We start from the raw sequence: 16,909 nt of genomic DNA, 5'->3' as shown, positions 1-16,909 counted from the left end.
TCATCCTTCAAAAAAAGGGTGATTATATAAAAATTTACTTAAATTTAAGCCTACACGCCTCTAATGGTATGCAAAAACTGCATGTGTTTGCGGTACTGCTCGACGATGTCGTTTATGATAGTAGCCTCGCTCCAGCCGAGTATATCATAGTCTTGTCCGCCTTCTTTTAAAAACACTTCGGCTCTGTAATACAAATCATCTCCTTCAAGAGCTCTGGTGTAATCAGGGCTTTCCATTCTAACCAGCTTTACTCCGTAGCTAAAGTCCATCTCATCGCCAAGCCCTACGACCAAATTTATAAAATTTCGCTTTTCGTCTTTTGAAATTTTAGCTTTCAGCCCGTTTTGTTCAAATTCGACCCTAACTTCTTCAAAGACTTTTTCGATAACCTCGCTTATAAATTTGTCCGCGTTTTTCTTATTTGGTAGCGATATGATCGTTTTTAACCTCTCTTGCCAAGTTTTAGACATCTCAGAAACGGGCATGTTGGCTAAATTTCTACTTTGTTTTTTTATAAGATCTACTCTAAGAGCCTGAAAAAGCCCGTAAATAGCTACCAAAAGCGCAATTGTAAAAGGAAGTGCCGAAGCTATCGTCATAGCTTGAAGCGAAGCTAGTCCTCCACCAAGCATAAGAAAGCAAGATACAACGCCAATCGCCGCTCCCCAGAAAATTTTCTGCCAAAGAGGAGTTTTGTCCTTGCCGTTTGAGCAAAGCATATTCATAATCATAGCCGCAGAGTCAGCCGAAGTAATGAAAAATATCGCGATCATAATCACGGCTATAGTGCCGAGCAGACTTGAAAATTTAAAGCTATCCAAAAACATAAAAAGAGCCGATGCAGTGTTTGAATTTGCAGCTTCGGCGAGCTCACTAAATCCGTTTTGAACAAGAGTTATAGCGCTATTTCCAAAGAAAGTCATCCACATAAAGGTAAATCCCGTAGGCACCAAAAGCGCGCCCACGACAAACTCTCTTATCGTTCTACCTTTTGAAATTCTAGCGATAAAAAGCCCTACAAAAGGCGACCAAGAGAGCCACCATGCCCAGTAAAGAAGCGTCCAACCGCCAAGCCAAGAGCTGTTTGCTTTTTGATAAGCGTAGAGGTTAAAGGTATTTGAGATAAGCGTGGATACGTAGTTACCGCTGTTTTGCACGAGCCTTTGAAGAAGATCGGTGGTATTTCCTAAAAACAATATAAAAAGCATAAATATAATAGCCATGATGATGTTTGAATTTGAAAGAATTTTTATGCCCTTATCCACTCCGCTTGCGGCTGAAACTGTAGCCAGCAGACATAACACTACAAGCAAAGTTATATGCATACTAGGAGCTCCGAATACGTGAGTAAGCCCGGCATTTACCTGCACGACTCCATATCCAAGAGAAGTCGCCACCCCAAAAAGTGTCGCAACCACTGCAAAAACGTCTATCACATCTCCGATCTTGCCGTAAATTCGCTCGCCTATAAACGGATAAAAAGCCGATCTAAGAGTAAGAGGCAGATTGTGTCTATACGCAAAAAATGCAAGTATCAGTGCGACGATGGCATAAGTAGCCCAAGCACCCACACCCCAGTGAAAGAAAGTGATATTCATAGCAAGCTTGGCAGCCTCCATGCTTTTAGGCTCTCCGACGGGCGGGTTAAGATAGTGCATAAGCGGTTCGCTCACGCCAAAAAACACAAGCCCTATACCCATACCCGCGGCAAACAGCATGCCAAACCAAGATAAATTCGCATATTCGGGCTTTGAGTGATCGGCTCCCAGCTTTATATCTCCAAATTTGCTAAATCCCAGCATAATAACACAAAGCACGATAATGGCGATAGCAAGCACATAAAACCAACCAAATTTGATAGTGATGGAATCTTGCACGGATTTAAAAAATTCGCTTGATCTCTCAGGAAAAACAACAGAAAAAATAGCAATCATAAATATGATAAATACGGATGGATAAAATACGGATGTGTTAAATTTCGAGTTTTTTATAAAGGTCATAAATATCCTTGTTTATTTTAAGCTTGCTTTTAACTTACTTGAATTTTGTAAATAAGTCAAATAAATTATAAATGTAAAGCGTATTAAATCCTTAAATTTAGGGAAAGTAAGAGCCAAATTTCATTTTTCTAAATTTTGATAGAAAGTTTTATAAAGTATTTTTAGAAGCGATACAAATTTGAATTTGTATAAATTTCCAATTTTTGCTTTTAGACGCTGTTTTTGGGATATAAATTACATTCAATTGCTTTAAATTTCAATCCTGAGATTTGTAAAATTTGAAATTTTTAAAATTCTAATCAATATTTTTTATTATTTAAGAAATATTTTATTTTAAATAAGTATAATTCCGAAATAATAAATTTTATTAAAAGGAAAAAATTATGAGACAACTAACAACTACTTCAGGCAATCCAATCGCCGACAACCAAAACTCGCTAACGGCAGGTGCTCGTGGCGGCGTTATGATGCAAGATTATCAACTAATCGAAAAACTTGCTCACCAAAACAGAGAGAGAATCCCTGAAAGAACGGTTCACGCTAAAGGTAGCGGCGCATACGGCGTACTTGAGATAACTAACGACATATCTAAATATACAAAGGCTAAAGTTCTTCAAAAAGGTGAAAAGACAAAGCTATTTTTACGCTTTTCAACAGTTGCAGGCGAAGCAGGAGCTGCGGATGCAGAGCGCGACGTAAGAGGATTTGCAATTAAATTTTATACAAAAGAAGGCAACTGGGACTTAGTAGGAAACAACACTCCTGTATTTTTCTTAAGAGATGCTTACAAATTCCCTGATTTCATCCACTCTCAAAAGAGAGATCCTCGCACACACCTACGCTCAAACGAAGCAGCATGGGATTTTTGGAGCTTAAGCCCTGAAACACTTCACCAAGTAACGATCCTAATGAGCGATAGAGGAATTCCTGCAAGCTACAGAACCATGCACGGATTTGGAAGCCATACTTATAGCCTAATCAACAAAGACGGCGAGAGATTTTGGGTGAAATTCCACTTCAAATCACGCCAAGGAATTAAAAATTTAACCAATAAAGAAGCGGCTGATATCGTTGCAAACGATAGAGAGAGCCACCAAAGAGACTTATATGAAAATATAGAAAAAGGCAATTTCCCAAGCTGGGATTTCAAGATCCAGATAATGACTGACGAGCAAGCTAAAAAGCTACCTTTCAGCCCGTTTGACTTAACAAAAACATGGTCTCATAAAGATTTTCCACTGATTGAAGTAGGCGTTATGACTCTAAATGAAAACCCTAAAAACTACTTCAACGAAGTTGAGCAAGCGGCATTTAGTCCATCAAACATAGTTCCTGGCATCAGCTTTAGCCCTGATAAGATGCTTCAAGCTAGAATTTTCAGCTATCCTGACGCTCAAAGATACAGAATCGGAACTCACTACGCACAGCTTAAAGTTAATCAACCTATAAACGAGATAGGCACTTATACAGTTGGCGGCGCTATGAATAACGGTATGTACGAGATCGAAGACAAGGCTTACTACGAGCCAAACAGCTTTGGCGGTGCTAAAGAAAACAAAGACTTCCTAGAGCCTGACATCGCTCTTGAAGGAGTAATGCAAAGACACGATCATAGAGCCGAAGATAGCGATTACTACAGCCAGCCAAGAGATCTGTTTAACCTAATGAACGACTCTCAAAAATCTCAGCTATTTAACAACATAGCAGAGAGTATGTGCGGAGTAAGCGACTTCATAGTTGAGCGCGCACTTGGACATTTTGAGAAAATTTCACCGGCTTATGCAGCAGGCGTTAAAGCTGCACTTAAGAAATAAGTTATGAGTGATAGAAATTTAGAGATTAGCAAAGAAGAAGAGGCGAGGTATAACGAACTTTGCCTCATGGCGCTTGATTTTGCAAGAAAAGACGAAGCGAGCGAGCTTGAAAAGATGATAAAAGCGGGACTTAGTGTGAATTTAAAATCCGCTAAAGGCGATACGCTCTTAATGCTCGCAAGCTATAATAACTCCATAAATACCGTAAAAATGCTAATAGCAAACGGCGCACTGGTAGATGAAAGAAACGACAGAGGGCAAACTCCCCTTGCGGGAGCTGCATTTAAGGGATACTTAGATGTGGTAAAGGCTCTAGTTGAAGCGGGTGCGGACATAAACGCAAACAACGGCATGGGAGCTACGCCTCACACTTTTGCCGTGATGTTTGGTAGAAGCGAAGTGGCAAAATACCTGCTAAGCGTAAATAAAAAACCAAGCCTAATAGCAAAAATAGGCTCAAATTTGCTCTCTATTTTTGGCAAAAAAGCTTCATGATATCCTCCTTTCAAGAGAGCTTCGGCTCTCTTGAATCTTTGCTCAATATGGCTATTTATATAAATTTACACCCCAAAATTCACATTATCTAAACTAAAAATTTAATAAATTAGTCTCATTTTGAAACATTAAAACATATAAAAAATATAAATATTATTAAATTTATAATCCAAACAGCAACCTTTAAGCCTTTTTAAATATAATTTTTAAATATGCCAAAATTAAGGATACAAGATGAATTCTTTGGTTTTACTCTTTGTTGGCTTAAGCGCTTTTGCGATCGGATTTTTTATCTATTCAAAATTTATCGCTCAAAAGATCTTAAAGCTTGATCCGAATTTCAAAACCCCTTCGCAAGAATTTGAAGACGGTGTTGATTATGTCCCGACAAACAAATTCGTCCTTTGGGGACATCACTTCACATCTGTTGCAGGCGCTGCTCCTATCGTAGGTCCTGCGATCGCGGTTATTTGGGGTTGGTTGCCTGCGTTTTTGTGGGTTATCTTGGGCACGATATTTTTTGCGGGCGTGCATGATATGAGCACAATTTGGGCAAGTGTGCGTAACAAAGGCTACTCTATAGGCACCATATCAGGGCAAATTCTAAGCAAACGCGCAAGAAGCCTTATGATGGTGGTTATATTCTTGCTTTTGCTTATGGTAAATGCAGTATTTGCCGTGGTTATAGCAGGAATGATGATAAAAACTCCTTCATCCGTCGTTCCTGTTTGGGGCGCGCTTGTGGTTGCGTTTTTTATCGGACAGGCTATTTATAAATTTAAATTCAACCTTCCTATCGTATCACTCATTGGCGTAATTGCGCTTTATGCTCTGATATTTATCGGACCTAGCGTTCCTGTGGCTCTACCCGATAAAGTTCTTGGGCTTGATGCCAATGCCGCTTGGATAGTTATTTTATTTATCTATGCAGCCATAGCTTCAACTTTGCCTGTTTGGATGCTTCTTCAGCCAAGAGACTATATCAACGGGCTTCAGCTATTCATCGGTCTTGGAGCGCTTTATTTCTCATTTTTAGTAGTTTCTCCGGATATCGTAGCTCCTGCATTTAACTCAAACGTCCCTGCCGGCACTCCGTCGCTATTTCCGCTTCTTTTTGTAACCATAGCTTGCGGTGCGATATCTGGCTTTCACGGGCTGGTTTCTACAGGAACTACTGCGAAACAGGTTAAAAACGAAACGGATGTTAGATTTGTGGGATACTTCGGAGCTATCGGAGAGGGTCTGCTAGCGCTTGCGGCTATACTTGCGGCAACTGCTGGCTTTGCAAGCTTGGCTGAATGGGAAGGCGTATATAGCTCATTTGGCAAGGGCGGCATAGGAGCATTTATCGATGGCGGCGGAAGAATTTTGAGTCAAGGTATCGGACTAAGCCCTGAAATTTCAGCAACTATGCTAACGGTTATGGCGGCTTTATTTGCAGGAACTACTATGGATACGGGCGTAAGACTTCAAAGATACATCTTTCAAGAGTGGGGTGAAGTTTATAACTTAAATTTCTTAAAAAACGGCAAAGTTGCTACTCTTTTCGCGGTAGGCTCATGCTTGCTTTTAGCATTTGGCGCAGGCGGTATTGACGGCAAGGGAGGCATGATCATATGGCCGTTATTTGGCACCACAAACCAGCTTATGGCGGGTCTTTCCCTGCTTATAATTACCGTTATGATACTAAGACAAAAAGGCGCTATCAGATACACTCTTATACCGCTTGTTTTCTTACTTTCGGTTACTTTTGTAGGTTTACTGCTTCAGCTTGTGGATTTTTACAACAAGAGCAACTGGCTGCTTATCACGCTTGATTGTATCATTTTAGGCGCTACGATCTTAGTCTGCCTAGAAAGCTTTTCGGTACTTAAAAAAGAATTTAAAAGCAAATGAAAGAGCAGATAAAGGCGTTTTTAGAGGGGCTTAGCGAATACTACAACGCCCCTTATAGAAGCGCTCTAACGAAGAGCTATCAAGAAGAAAATGATTTTTTTATGTTGATGGTTTTTGCAGAAAGTCTCGGCATAGAAAACCCCGTTTCGTTTTATACCATAGAAACTTTACCGTTTTTGCTTGAGGAATTTCACGCATGGCATAAGCGTATGGGTATGCAAAGCTCCCCGATTGAGCACTTTGGGTGTTGCTGATGACGCCTATTTTATTTATAGGAGGAAAAGGTGGAGTCGGTAAAACTACCATCTCCGCCTCGATAGCTTCCAAGCTAGCTGCAAGCGGCAAAAAAACACTAATCATATCAACCGATCCGGCTCACAGTCTAGCCGATGCGCTTGACGTAAAGCTAAGTCACAAGATAAAAAATGCAAGCGCAAATTTAGACGCTCTTGAGCTTGATCCAACCCTTATCACAAACGAACACTTCAAAAACATCGAAGAGACGCTAAAGACCTACTCAAAGCCGGAGATGTTTGCTAAGATAAAGCAGCATTTAGAGCTATCCAAAGACACTCCGGGAGCTCAGGAAGCCGCACTTCTTGAAAAAGTATGCAAGCTTATTACTGACAGAAAAGATTACGATCATATCGTATTTGATACCGCTCCTACGGGACATACAATCAGGCTTTTATCCATGCCTAGCATTATGTCGGCTTGGAGCGAAGGGCTTATGAGACACCAAAAGGATCGCGAAAAAGTAGCCGACGCCGCTAAAGTCTTTTGGCAAAAGAAAGAAAACTACGAGCACAATCCGTTCGCACCAAGCAAAGAGCTAAGATGGCAGCAAGCTTTAAAGCGTCTTGATGAGCGTAAAAAACTCTTTAATGAAGCAAACCAAACGCTAAAAGATCCTAGCCTAACTTCGATTTATCTAGTTATGATACCTCAGGCTCTACCTCTTTTTGAAACTCTGCGCGCAAACGAAACTTTAGAGAAATTCGGCATAAAAGTCGGAGGAATTTTTATAAATCAAATCATCCCGCAAGCTCAAACCGATAGCTTTTGGCAAGCTCAGATCAAAAAGCAAGATGAAATTTTGGTTAAATTTCATAGCGCCCTACCAAACACAAAGAAATTTTACGTCATGCTGAGCAAAGAGGATTTAAGAGGCGTGGATAAACTTGCGAATTTAAAATTTGAAGATAGGCTTTAAGCAAAATTTGAAGCTTAGTAATATGTAGTAGTAAGCACGACTTCAACATATCACACGCAAATAAAAGCTATATCTTAAATTTGACACCACAAATATAAAAGACTTTATAGTTTTGTTACGCAAAAGATAGTGCAATAGCTACTTCTTTTAAATTTCTAGTATCGCTTAGATTTCTTTTTTAACTATCCAAATTTTCAGCGATTTCTAAAACTTCAAAATACTCATTTTCTAAAATTTCAAGCTCTTGTTTAGCGGCTTCAAGCTCTTCATAAAGCTTAGTTAGTCCTATTTTTTGATAAACTTCAGGATTGCCAAGTCCATCATTTAGCTTTGAAATTTGAGCCTCTAAAGCAGTGATTTTATCCGGATGATTTTGTAAAATTTGATTTTCTTTATAGCTTAATTTTCTACTCTTATTCTTTTGTTTTTCGGCCGAATTTTCGCTATCTTTGCTAATCTCGGCTTCAAATTTATCAAGCTCTTTTAACTCATCTTCAAGCTCAAGATAAACACTATAATCCTGATGAACCACTTCGATTTTAGCACCTTCAAAAGCCCAAAGTTTAGATGAAATTTTATCCACAAAATACCTATCGTGGCTAACAAGCAAGATAGCACCTTCAAAGCTTTGCAGATAATCTTCTAAAATATTAATAGTTGCTATATCAAGGTCGTTTGTCGGCTCATCAAGCACAAGCACATCGTATTCACCAGCAAAAAGCAAAGCAAGCGCAACGCGGTTTTTTTCTCCTCCGCTTAACACGCCGATTGGCTTATCCAAAAACTCCTTTGGAAAGAGGAAATTTTTAAGATATCCGTACACGTGCATATTTCGTCCGCGCACCTGCACCCTATCTCCGCCGTTTGGACAAAATACCTCTATAAGGCTTTTTTCGTCGCTTAACGCGCTTCTTGCCTGATCAAAATACCCTATTCTCACATCGCCACGCTTGATCTCGCCGCCGCTTGGCTTATCAAGTCCCAACAAAATTTTTAGCAAGGTACTCTTGCCGCTTCCGTTTCGCCCTACTATAGCGATACGCTCTCCTTGCAATACCCGCGCGTCAAATTTTTCAAATAAAATTTTACCGCCGATATTTTTGCTTAAATTTTTAATCTCAAAAAGCATTTTTTTGCGATTTGTCGAGTGGGTTTGGTTGAAATTTTTACTCGCACGCTCAAGCTCAAGTCTTACTCGTCTGATAACACCGGGATTTTTCTTGGCTTCTTCACGCATCTGCATAACGCGCTCTTTGCGGCCCTCGTTGCGCTTAAGGCGAGCTTTAACTCCTCGTCTTAGCCACTCTTCTTCGCTTTTAAGCTGTTTTAGCAATGTCTCGTGAGATTTGGCTAAAGAGAGTAAAATTTCCTCTTTTTTAGCCAAGTAGTTAGCATATCCGCCGTCAAAACTTCGAAGCTTGCCCTCCTCAACCTCAACGCTTCTAGTCGCCAAAGCATCGATAAAATATCGATCATGGCTTATAAATACGATGGTTTGCTTTGAGCTTTTAAGCATCTGTTCTAAAAAGCGCACCATATATACGTCAAGGTGGTTTGTCGGCTCATCAAGTAAGAGTACATCGGGCTTTTTAAGGATTAAAGCGCCTAGTGCTACGCGGCGAATTTCACCACCGCTAAGGCTAGAAACCGCCCTATTTTCATACTCTTTTAGCTTAAATTCGATCAAAACTTGCTCTATCTTTCGCTCAATCTGCCAGCCGTCTTTCGCTTCTATAAATTTTATAAGCTCATCTTGTCTAGCGTGAAGCTCTTTATCGTTTGGATCATTTGCGAGCTTTTCAAGGACTGCGGCATACTCGCTTCTAGCGTCAAATATCTCTTTAAGCTCTAAATTTAAAGCCTCCTTGACGCTTATACCTTCATCAAATTTAGGATTTTGCGCGAGCATCTCGACCTTTATGCCGTTTTGTACTACGCGCCTTCCCGTATCAGGCTCATAGCTTCCTGCCACAAGCTTCATAAGAGTGCTCTTGCCGCTTCCGTTTTTGCCTATGACGGCTATGATCTCACGCTCGTTTATACTGAAATTTATCTGATTTAAAATTTCATTAGCGCCAAATTTCTTACTAACTTCGATAAGATCGACTAACGCCACTTTAACCCTTAAAACGAGTGTTGCATGCTAAGTGCAATTATGCAAAGCGTAAGAGCCATCGGCACATAGATATATCTTCCTATGTTATACCAAAGCGCACCTTGAGCTTTAGCCGCACCTGTATTTATCTCGTCCATTATCTCTTCTTTTTTGATAATCCAAAACCAAGATATAGCGCCTATGACCGCACCGATAGGGATGATATAGATAGATACGAAATCCATCCAAGGACCCCATTTGCTAATGGCTTCCATGTTTACGCCTATGCCAAAGCAAACCACACACAAGATAATCAGCATAGGCACGCGTTTTATGTTTGGAAATTTGTGCATTATCGATTCGGCAACAGCCTCAAACATGTTTTGTAAAGACGTTATACCGCCAAATATCACCGCCGTAAATAAAATAATCGCAAAAATTTGCCCGCCGGGCATATCTTGTAAAATTTTAGGCAAAGTTACAAAAAGCAGCCCGGGACCGGCAGCCGGATCCATAGAGTAAGCAAACACCGCAGGTATCATTACAAGCGCAGCCGTCATCGCCGCAAGAGTATCAAAAAAAGCCGTCTTCTTAGCAGAATCTACAATATCTTCTTTTTTAGATAGATAAGCTCCATAAACTATCATGCCGGATCCCGTGATAGAAAGTGAGAAGAACGCCTGCCCCATCGCAGCTACCCAAACCATAGGCTCGCTTAACTTATCCCAGCCTCCTCTAAAGATAAATTTATATCCTTCAAAAGCCCCGTCAAGCATAGCAACCCTAATAGCAAGTATAAAAAACAGCACGAAAAACAGAGGCATCATTATTTTATTTGTCTTTTCTATGCTCTTTGCGCCAAAAAGAAGGGTAAAGAGCGTGCCCGCAACCACTATAAAGTGAAAAGGAATAACTGAATAATCACTCAAGGCAAAAGACTCAAACCAAGTATTTGTATCAACGCTCATTAAAGAGCCCGTGATAGCTTGAGTAAGCGCCTTTAGGATATAAGCGATGATGACGGCATAGCCTATGGCTATACACATGGATCCTGCCAGCGGTATCCAACCTACGATTTTGCCTATCTTATCAAGTCCGCGCGTGCTAAAAGCATACTCGTAAGAGCCAAGAGTGCCTGTTTTAGCTCGCCTGCCGATAGCGTATTCGGCCGAAAGTCCCACATATGAAAATATCGCGATAAAAAACAGATATATAAGCAAAAATGCGCCTCCACCGTTTGTCCCTACTTTGTAAGGAAACCCCCAGACGTTTGCCATGCCTATAGCAGAGCCTACAGAAGCGATGATAAAGGCCCATCTTGAAGTGAAATTTCTCTTTTCCATTTCGTACCCGTTAAATTTAAATTTGCAAAGATTATACTTAAGTAAGCTAATAAAAATATTATAAAAAGCCTATTTTAGGCATAAATGAGAGATAATGTTTAGCTTTGTTGCACACAAAGTTTAAAATGGCAGTTTAATGAAATTTGCAAATTTCATTTCTTATTGGTTAAATCAAAATTCAAATTTACAAACATCGCTTTGTAGCTTTAAAATTTAAAGGCTTAAATTAACTTAACAGCAAGAATTTAAGCATAATTAGCGCAGATGATTTGATATAATTAGCCCTTAAATTTAACCCCCTATACAAAAGAGAAATTTATGAACCTCTCGCTTAGAAAGCTTACGATTCCTATATTTTTGGATATGTTTTTACACTTCATAACCCTAATCATAAACACATATATGGTGACAAAAGTAAGCATTCACCTAGTGGGCGCAATGGGTGCGGGCAATCAAGTCATGGATCTTTTTATGACGATTTTTAGCTTTTTAAGCGTTGGTTGCTCGGTCGTAGTCGCTCAAGCCTTGGGCGCAAAAAACAAAAATTTAGCCATCAGGGTTATACACGCAAGCATCACTTTTAACACGATTTTTGGCATCACGGCAGCGATATTTATCTACTTTTACGGGCATGAGGTCTTAGAGCTTTTACAAGTGCCTGAAAATTTGATAGACGAGAGCTTTAACTACCTACACGTTCTTGGCATAGCGCTATTTTTTGACGGAGTCGGGATGGTGCTTGCAGCGGTTATCAGAGTCTATAACTTCGCATTTCAGGTTATGCTTGTCTCCGTTTTAATGAACGTCATTACGCTTCTTGGCAACGCGATAGCTCTTTTTGGTTGGTTTGGGCTTCCAAACTACGGATTATACGGAGTTGGCGTATCAACTCTCGTCGGAAGGCTAGTTGCGCTTATAGTGCTTTTTATCATCCTTTCTCGCACGGCTAAAGTTAGAATTTATATAAAAATGCTAGTTAGCCTGCCGTTTAAAATTTTAAGCAAAATTTTATCCGTCGGGCTTCCAAGCGCGGGAGAAAATTTACTCTGGATGGCGCAATACATGGTCGCTTTTGGCTTTGTGGCAAGCATGGGTGAAGCAAGTCTAAGCGTGCAGACCATATACTTTCAGATCACACTTTTGATCTTGCTTTGCGGAGCTAGTATAAGCGTAGCAAACGAGATCATCGTAGGGCATTTAGTAGGCGCTATGCGGTTTGATGACGCTTACAAAAGGACGTTTTACGCGCTTAAGCTTGGCTTTATAGCCACTACTATCGTGGTTTTAGCCGCATACTTTGGCAAAGAGATCATCATGGATAGGCTAAATTTGACAGCCGAGCTAAAAGAGATCATGATGCCTTTGTTTGCGCTTTCTATCGTTCTTGAGACGGGACGAACCTTTAACATCGTCATAGTAAATTCGCTTCGTGCCGCAGGAGACGCTAAATTTCCGCTTATAACTGGGCTTATTTTTATGTGGGGCGTTAGCTTGCCGCTTGGATACTATCTTGGCATAGTTCAAGGCATGGGAATTATCGGAGTTTGGATCGGATTTGTAGCTGATGAGTGGTTAAGAGGTCTTGTAAATACTTGGCGATGGAAGAGTAGAAAATGGCAGTCAAAACGGCTTGTGTAAGGTCAAGTTAAATATATTAATCAAATCTTAAATTTATACAATAAAGCAAATTTTAAAGTTACCTTGTGATAAAATGGCGTGTTTTTATTTAAATTTACTACTTAACAAGGAGAAATATGTTTTCTTTTCTAAAGGCTTCTCCTCCATCAACGCAAAAAGTAGAGCCTTCTCGCGTTGATGCGGAGTATAAAAAACTTCGTTGGCAAATTTTTGCCGGTGTATTTATAGGTTATGCGGCATACTACCTCATCCGCAAAAACTTCTCTCTAGCAATTCCTTATCTTATCGACGAATACGGCTTTAGCAAGGCTGATTTAGGTAAAGTCGGTGTGGCGCTGTCTATGGCTTACGGCTTTAGTAAATTTATCATGGGAAATATCTCGGATAGAAGCAACCCCAAGTATTTTATGGCGACAGGTCTTATCTGTTCGGCAATAGTGAGTCTTATATTTGGCTTAGTTCCGGGAGTGCTTTCATCTATAGGAACTATGATAATTCTTGGCGCACTTAACGGCTGGTTTCAAGGCATGGGTTATCCTCCCGGTGCAAAGAGCATGACAAACTGGTTTTCCACATCCGAGCGCGGAGTATGGTGGAGCTGGTGGAACGTCTCTCACAACTTAGGAGGCGGACTTATAGGACCTCTTGCTATACTTGGACTTTCCATTTTTGGCGTTTGGCAATCGCTATTTTACCTGCCTGCATTAATCGCCATAGTCTTAGCCTTCGTGATGTTTTATCTTATGCGAGACACTCCTGAATCCGTAGGCTTACCGCCTGTTGAAGAGTATAAAGGCGAAAAACACATCCAAAAAGTAGAATCAGCCCACACTCTAAGCTCAAAAGATATCTTTTATAAATATATCATCAATAACAAATTTTTGTGGGCTATCACAATAGCAAATATATTTGTTTATTTCGTTAGATACGGCATCATAGACTGGGCGCCTACATACTTAAAAGAAGTTAAGCATTTTACCGTAGATAAGCAAAGCTGGGCGTATTTCCTCTACGAATACGCAGGAATTTTCGGTATGCTTGCCAGCGGATATCTAAGCGACAAGGTTTTCAAAGGCCACCGCGCACCGCCTATGCTGCTCTTTTTAGTAGGTGTTTTAATCGCTATAGTGGTTTACTGGAAAAACCCTGCCGGTAATCCTTTAGTAGATAACCTCTGTTTGGTTGCGATCGGATTTTTAATATACGGACCTGTTATGATGATAGGACTTCAGGCTGCCGATCTTGTGCCTAGAGTGGCAACGGGCACTGCGACAGGACTAACGGGACTATTTGGATATTTGCTAGGCTCGGCAAGTGCGGGATATGTAATGGGTAAACTGGTAGATGTGTTTGGATGGGACGGTGGATTTTACGCACTAATCGCCTCTTGTGTTTTGGCGTTCATGTTTATCGCCCTAACCTTGTTCCACAAGACATCAAGACAGCTTGACTGATACGCTCTTTAGCATAAAATGACAAAAGAGAGAGTAATTGATTTTTTAGATTTTAAAGTATTTTTAAAATTTACAAAAAGAGCAAGAAATATAAGGCTTAAGATAAATAAGCAAGGCAAAATTTCTTGCTCTTTGCCGTTTTATACTACGCAAAAAACAGCCATAAATTTCCTAAACGTTCACAAAGATTGGCTTACTAAAACACATGAGAAAATTTCTGCAAATTTGCCAAAAGATGATGAGTTTTGCCTGCTTGGTAAAATTTACAAGATAAAATTTGATGAAAATTTAAACTCCGTTTTGATATCGGATAATCAAATTTTAGCTGCAAATTTAAAGAGGCTTGAGGAGTTTAAAAAAAGCGAAGCAAAGCGTATTTTTAGCGGATTTATCGATAAATTTGCCCCTATCATAAACCGCAAAATAAACCGCGTAGTGATACGAAAAATGCAAACACGCTGGGGAAGCTGTAACTATCACAAAGGCTACATTAACCTAAATCTAAACCTCATCGAAAAAGAGCTGGGTCTAATCGAATACGTCATACTTCACGAACTAACTCATCTCATATACCCGCATCATCAAAAGAGCTTTTATGAGTATATCGGCTCTTTAATGAGCGATTTCAAAGAACGCGAAAAGCGCCTAAACAAAGCCGTTATATAATCTGCTATATTAGCATAGTATAATTTTTATTATGATAAAATGTCTCAAATTTTAGGAGATCAAATGAAAAAGATATTAATGCTATCTGCTGCGGTCATGGTTGCGATGAGCGGGGATTTTGAAGATGGATTAAAAGCCTATCAAAATGCTGAATTTAAAACGGCATTTGAAAAATTTAGCACCGCTTGCAAAAATAAAAATGCTGATGCGTGTTCAAAATTAGGCACCATGTATCAAGTCGGCAAATTTGTAAACAAAGACCCTAAAAAGGCGCTTGAACTATATATCAAAGGTTGCAAAGCAGGATCTGGCGAAGGCTGCTCGCAAGCAGGTGGGATGTATGAGCTTGGCGAAACGGTTAAGGCTGACTCCAAAAAAGCGGAAGAGCTCTTTACTAAAGCTTGCGAACTTGGCCAAGGCTATGCTTGCAGTACGGTCGGCTCTGCATATCTTGAACGCTCAAATTTCAAAAAAGCAAAAGAGTTTTTTGATAAATCATGCAAGGTCGGCGATAAGCTGGGATGTGAGTGGGCTAGCGATCTTGAAAGATCAAACAAGCTTTAAATTTAGCGCCAAAACGCTTCGGGGATGAAATTTAAATTTGCAAATTCACTCTATGAAAAGCATCTTATCAAGGCGATCTAGATACCTATTTATCTTATCCAGCTCGGCACTTTCTTTTACTGCTCTACCTGAATAAAAATACTCCACATTTGCAGGCGATCTTTCAAGCAAATTTAGTCTTTCAAGCTCAAATTTAAGTTTATTTACGGTGCCTTCGTTGCCGTCAAGTAGCCTTATATGGCTTGGTAAAATTTCACGCAAGCTATCTTTAAAATAATTAAAATGCGTGCAGCCAAGCACCAATGACGAGTAAAGCGACAGATCAAATTCCAAAAGCTCGCTTTGTAAATACTCCTTCACTCTAGGCGAGTTAAACTCCTCATTTTCGGCAAACTCAACCAACTTTGCAAGCGCAACTAGATCTATAAGATGATCGCTATCAACGCGAGCTATCAGCTCTTTTAGCTTATTTCCTTTAACGGTAACTGGCGTGGCAATGACAAGAGTTCTTGCTTTTTTGCATGTATCAACGGCCTTTTTTACGGCGGGCTCCATGCCGATGATAGGTAGGTTAAAATTCGATCGAAGCTCTTTTATGGCGACACTTGTAGCCGTATTGCAAGCGATAACGATAGCCTTTGCACCCTGCTCTTGCATAAATTTTACCGCTTTGGTCGTAAATTTTAAAATTTCCTCGTTTGATTTTAGACCGTAAGGGACATTGTCTTTATCGGCATAGTATAAAAACTGCTCGTTTGGCAGCTTTTTTAGCGCTTCATTTAGCACGCTAAGTCCGCCAAGTCCCGAGTCAAAAATAGCTATCTTCACTATTGTTTCCTGTTTAAATTTGATAAGTTAAGACCTAAAACGCCTAAGATTATCAAAATTGTCCCTATAAAATGATAAATTTCAAATTTTTCATCTAGTAAAACGACTCCCGCGATGATGGTTATCAAAGTCGAAAGGTTGCTAAAGATGCCGACTTTAAAAGCTTCAAGATGTTTTAGTGCGTAGCCAAATAAAAAGGATGTGCACACGGAGCTAAAGATGGCTAAAAATGCTATCGCAAAGCTAAATTTAACTTCCAAAAACGGTGCAAAATAAAGCTTCAGATCACGTCCACTTGAAATAAAATCGATCAAATTTAAACCGTTAAAAAAGACAAATCCGATAAAAACCATTATAACAACAAGCTTTGATATCTCAAATTTGGCTAAAATTTTCCTTGTGAAAACATTATAAAGTGAGATGGCAACCACTGAAAGCAGGATCAAGAAGTTGCCTAAAAAGCTTGAATTTGCACTTAAATTTCCAGACATTATAAGTATATAAACTACGCCAAAAACAGATATCAAGATAAAAAGCTTTTGAAGTAAATTTGTTCGCTCTTTGATAAAAATTTGCGCAAAAATCATCGTCATGATAGGTGTACAGGCATGCAAAACTCCCGCCATAAGCGAGCTTGTATGAACTAGTCCAAAAGCCTGAAAAGCAAAAAACGAGCTTGGATATAAAGCCGCAATAAACGCCACTTGCTTTAAATCCTGCAAGCTAAATTTAGCACTGATAATGCCAAATTTAAGCAATATCAAAACAGCAAGAAAAGCTATGCTAAATCTATGCGCAAGGCTTTCAAATACGCTTGCACTATCAAGTGAAATTTTTACAAACGCAAACGAAAATCCAACGATAAAAGTAGCGCCTATTAAAGACGCATAGGCCTTAAGCATA

General features: G+C 39.7%; 14 protein-coding genes. 9 read left to right on the top strand and 5 right to left on the bottom strand.

What is annotated here, in order from left to right:
• Positions 1-50 precede the first annotated feature (50 nt).
• The gene (locus tag CDOM16188_RS03730) at positions 51-2,000 is read right to left on the bottom strand and encodes a BCCT family transporter (RefSeq protein ID WP_172199088.1); all 1,950 of its coding nucleotides are present in this window, start codon (positions 1,998-2,000) and stop codon (positions 51-53) included.
• 383 nt (positions 2,001-2,383) lie between these two features.
• Here CDOM16188_RS03730 and CDOM16188_RS03725 point away from each other — a divergent pair, with 383 nt between their 5' ends.
• The 5 genes from CDOM16188_RS03725 (at position 2,384) to CDOM16188_RS03705 (ending at position 7,418) form a co-directional block, all read left to right on the top strand.
• Entirely contained in the window at positions 2,384-3,814 is a 1,431-nt protein-coding gene (locus tag CDOM16188_RS03725) for a catalase (RefSeq protein ID WP_172199085.1), read from the top strand.
• A gap of 3 nt (positions 3,815-3,817) precedes the next feature.
• The gene (locus CDOM16188_RS03720; RefSeq protein WP_169973802.1) at positions 3,818-4,309 is read left to right on the top strand and encodes an ankyrin repeat domain-containing protein; all 492 of its coding nucleotides are present in this window, start codon (positions 3,818-3,820) and stop codon (positions 4,307-4,309) included.
• A gap of 234 nt (positions 4,310-4,543) precedes the next feature.
• Positions 4,544-6,205, top strand: a complete 1,662-nt coding sequence (locus CDOM16188_RS03715) for a carbon starvation protein A (protein ID WP_172199082.1) — start codon at positions 4,544-4,546, stop codon at positions 6,203-6,205.
• Complete coding sequence (locus tag CDOM16188_RS03710; protein ID WP_172199079.1) at positions 6,202-6,459, top strand: cory-CC-star protein; 258 nt, start codon at positions 6,202-6,204, stop codon at positions 6,457-6,459. Before CDOM16188_RS03715 ends, CDOM16188_RS03710 begins: the two co-directional genes overlap by 4 nt.
• On the top strand, positions 6,459-7,418 hold the full coding sequence (locus CDOM16188_RS03705; RefSeq protein ID WP_172199076.1) for an ArsA family ATPase: 960 nt from the start codon (positions 6,459-6,461) through the stop codon (positions 7,416-7,418). The genes CDOM16188_RS03710 and CDOM16188_RS03705 overlap by 1 nt, the downstream gene beginning before the upstream one ends.
• 178 nt (positions 7,419-7,596) lie before the next feature.
• On the opposite strand, the gene abc-f is transcribed toward CDOM16188_RS03705, so the two are convergent.
• Together abc-f and CDOM16188_RS03695 are read right to left on the bottom strand one after the other, a co-directional pair.
• Entirely contained in the window at positions 7,597-9,534 is a 1,938-nt protein-coding gene (gene abc-f, locus CDOM16188_RS03700; RefSeq protein ID WP_172199073.1) for a ribosomal protection-like ABC-F family protein, read from the bottom strand.
• A gap of 8 nt (positions 9,535-9,542) precedes the next feature.
• Positions 9,543-10,856 (bottom strand): sodium-dependent transporter, encoded by a 1,314-nt coding sequence (locus CDOM16188_RS03695; protein WP_172199070.1) that lies wholly within the window; start codon positions 10,854-10,856, stop codon positions 9,543-9,545.
• Between the two features lie 318 nt (positions 10,857-11,174).
• On the opposite strand from CDOM16188_RS03695, the gene CDOM16188_RS03690 reads away from it, so the two are divergent.
• From CDOM16188_RS03690 to CDOM16188_RS03675, 4 genes are all read left to right on the top strand, one after another.
• Complete coding sequence (locus CDOM16188_RS03690; RefSeq protein ID WP_172199067.1) at positions 11,175-12,494, top strand: MATE family efflux transporter; 1,320 nt, start codon at positions 11,175-11,177, stop codon at positions 12,492-12,494.
• 116 nt (positions 12,495-12,610) lie between these two features.
• Complete coding sequence (pgtP, locus tag CDOM16188_RS03685; RefSeq protein ID WP_172199064.1) at positions 12,611-13,948, top strand: phosphoglycerate transporter protein PgtP; 1,338 nt, start codon at positions 12,611-12,613, stop codon at positions 13,946-13,948.
• A gap of 18 nt (positions 13,949-13,966) precedes the next feature.
• Positions 13,967-14,614, top strand: a complete 648-nt coding sequence (locus CDOM16188_RS03680) for a M48 family metallopeptidase (RefSeq protein ID WP_172199061.1) — start codon at positions 13,967-13,969, stop codon at positions 14,612-14,614.
• 63 nt (positions 14,615-14,677) lie between these two features.
• On the top strand, positions 14,678-15,178 hold the full coding sequence (locus tag CDOM16188_RS03675) for a tetratricopeptide repeat protein (protein ID WP_172199058.1): 501 nt from the start codon (positions 14,678-14,680) through the stop codon (positions 15,176-15,178).
• A 45-nt stretch (positions 15,179-15,223) separates the two neighbouring features.
• Here the strand turns inward: CDOM16188_RS03675 and murI are convergent, their stop codons facing one another.
• Both murI and CDOM16188_RS03665 read right to left on the bottom strand, forming a co-directional pair.
• Entirely contained in the window at positions 15,224-16,006 is a 783-nt protein-coding gene (gene murI, locus CDOM16188_RS03670) for a glutamate racemase (RefSeq protein ID WP_172199055.1), read from the bottom strand.
• Complete coding sequence (locus CDOM16188_RS03665) at positions 16,006-16,908, bottom strand: DMT family transporter (RefSeq protein ID WP_172199052.1); 903 nt, start codon at positions 16,906-16,908, stop codon at positions 16,006-16,008. The genes murI and CDOM16188_RS03665 overlap by 1 nt, the downstream gene beginning before the upstream one ends.
• Position 16,909: the final 1 nt, after the last annotated feature.

Origin of the sequence: Campylobacter sp. RM16188 (assembly GCF_012978795.1) — a bacterium.
Classification (GTDB): Bacteria; Campylobacterota; Campylobacteria; order Campylobacterales; family Campylobacteraceae; genus Campylobacter_A; species Campylobacter_A canis.
The sequence above is the reverse complement of the archived record's forward strand: the minus strand, read 5'-3'. Positions and strand labels throughout refer to the sequence as shown.

Excerpts from the sequence above, each read along its gene's own strand:
- CDOM16188_RS03730 (WP_172199088.1), bottom strand. The coding sequence starts at position 2,000 with ATGACCTTTATAAAAAACTCGAAATTTAACACATCCGTATTTTATCCA.
- CDOM16188_RS03725 (WP_172199085.1), top strand. The coding sequence starts at position 2,384 with ATGAGACAACTAACAACTACTTCAGGCAATCCAATCGCCGACAACCAA.
- CDOM16188_RS03720 (WP_169973802.1), top strand. The coding sequence starts at position 3,818 with ATGAGTGATAGAAATTTAGAGATTAGCAAAGAAGAAGAGGCGAGGTAT.
- CDOM16188_RS03715 (WP_172199082.1), top strand. The coding sequence starts at position 4,544 with ATGAATTCTTTGGTTTTACTCTTTGTTGGCTTAAGCGCTTTTGCGATC.
- CDOM16188_RS03710 (WP_172199079.1), top strand. The coding sequence starts at position 6,202 with ATGAAAGAGCAGATAAAGGCGTTTTTAGAGGGGCTTAGCGAATACTAC.
- CDOM16188_RS03705 (WP_172199076.1), top strand. The coding sequence starts at position 6,459 with ATGACGCCTATTTTATTTATAGGAGGAAAAGGTGGAGTCGGTAAAACT.
- CDOM16188_RS03695 (WP_172199070.1), bottom strand. The coding sequence starts at position 10,856 with ATGGAAAAGAGAAATTTCACTTCAAGATGGGCCTTTATCATCGCTTCT.
- CDOM16188_RS03690 (WP_172199067.1), top strand. The coding sequence starts at position 11,175 with ATGAACCTCTCGCTTAGAAAGCTTACGATTCCTATATTTTTGGATATG.
- pgtP (WP_172199064.1), top strand. The coding sequence starts at position 12,611 with ATGTTTTCTTTTCTAAAGGCTTCTCCTCCATCAACGCAAAAAGTAGAG.
- CDOM16188_RS03680 (WP_172199061.1), top strand. The coding sequence starts at position 13,967 with ATGACAAAAGAGAGAGTAATTGATTTTTTAGATTTTAAAGTATTTTTA.
- CDOM16188_RS03675 (WP_172199058.1), top strand. The coding sequence starts at position 14,678 with ATGAAAAAGATATTAATGCTATCTGCTGCGGTCATGGTTGCGATGAGC.
- CDOM16188_RS03665 (WP_172199052.1), bottom strand. The coding sequence starts at position 16,908 with ATGCTTAAGGCCTATGCGTCTTTAATAGGCGCTACTTTTATCGTTGGA.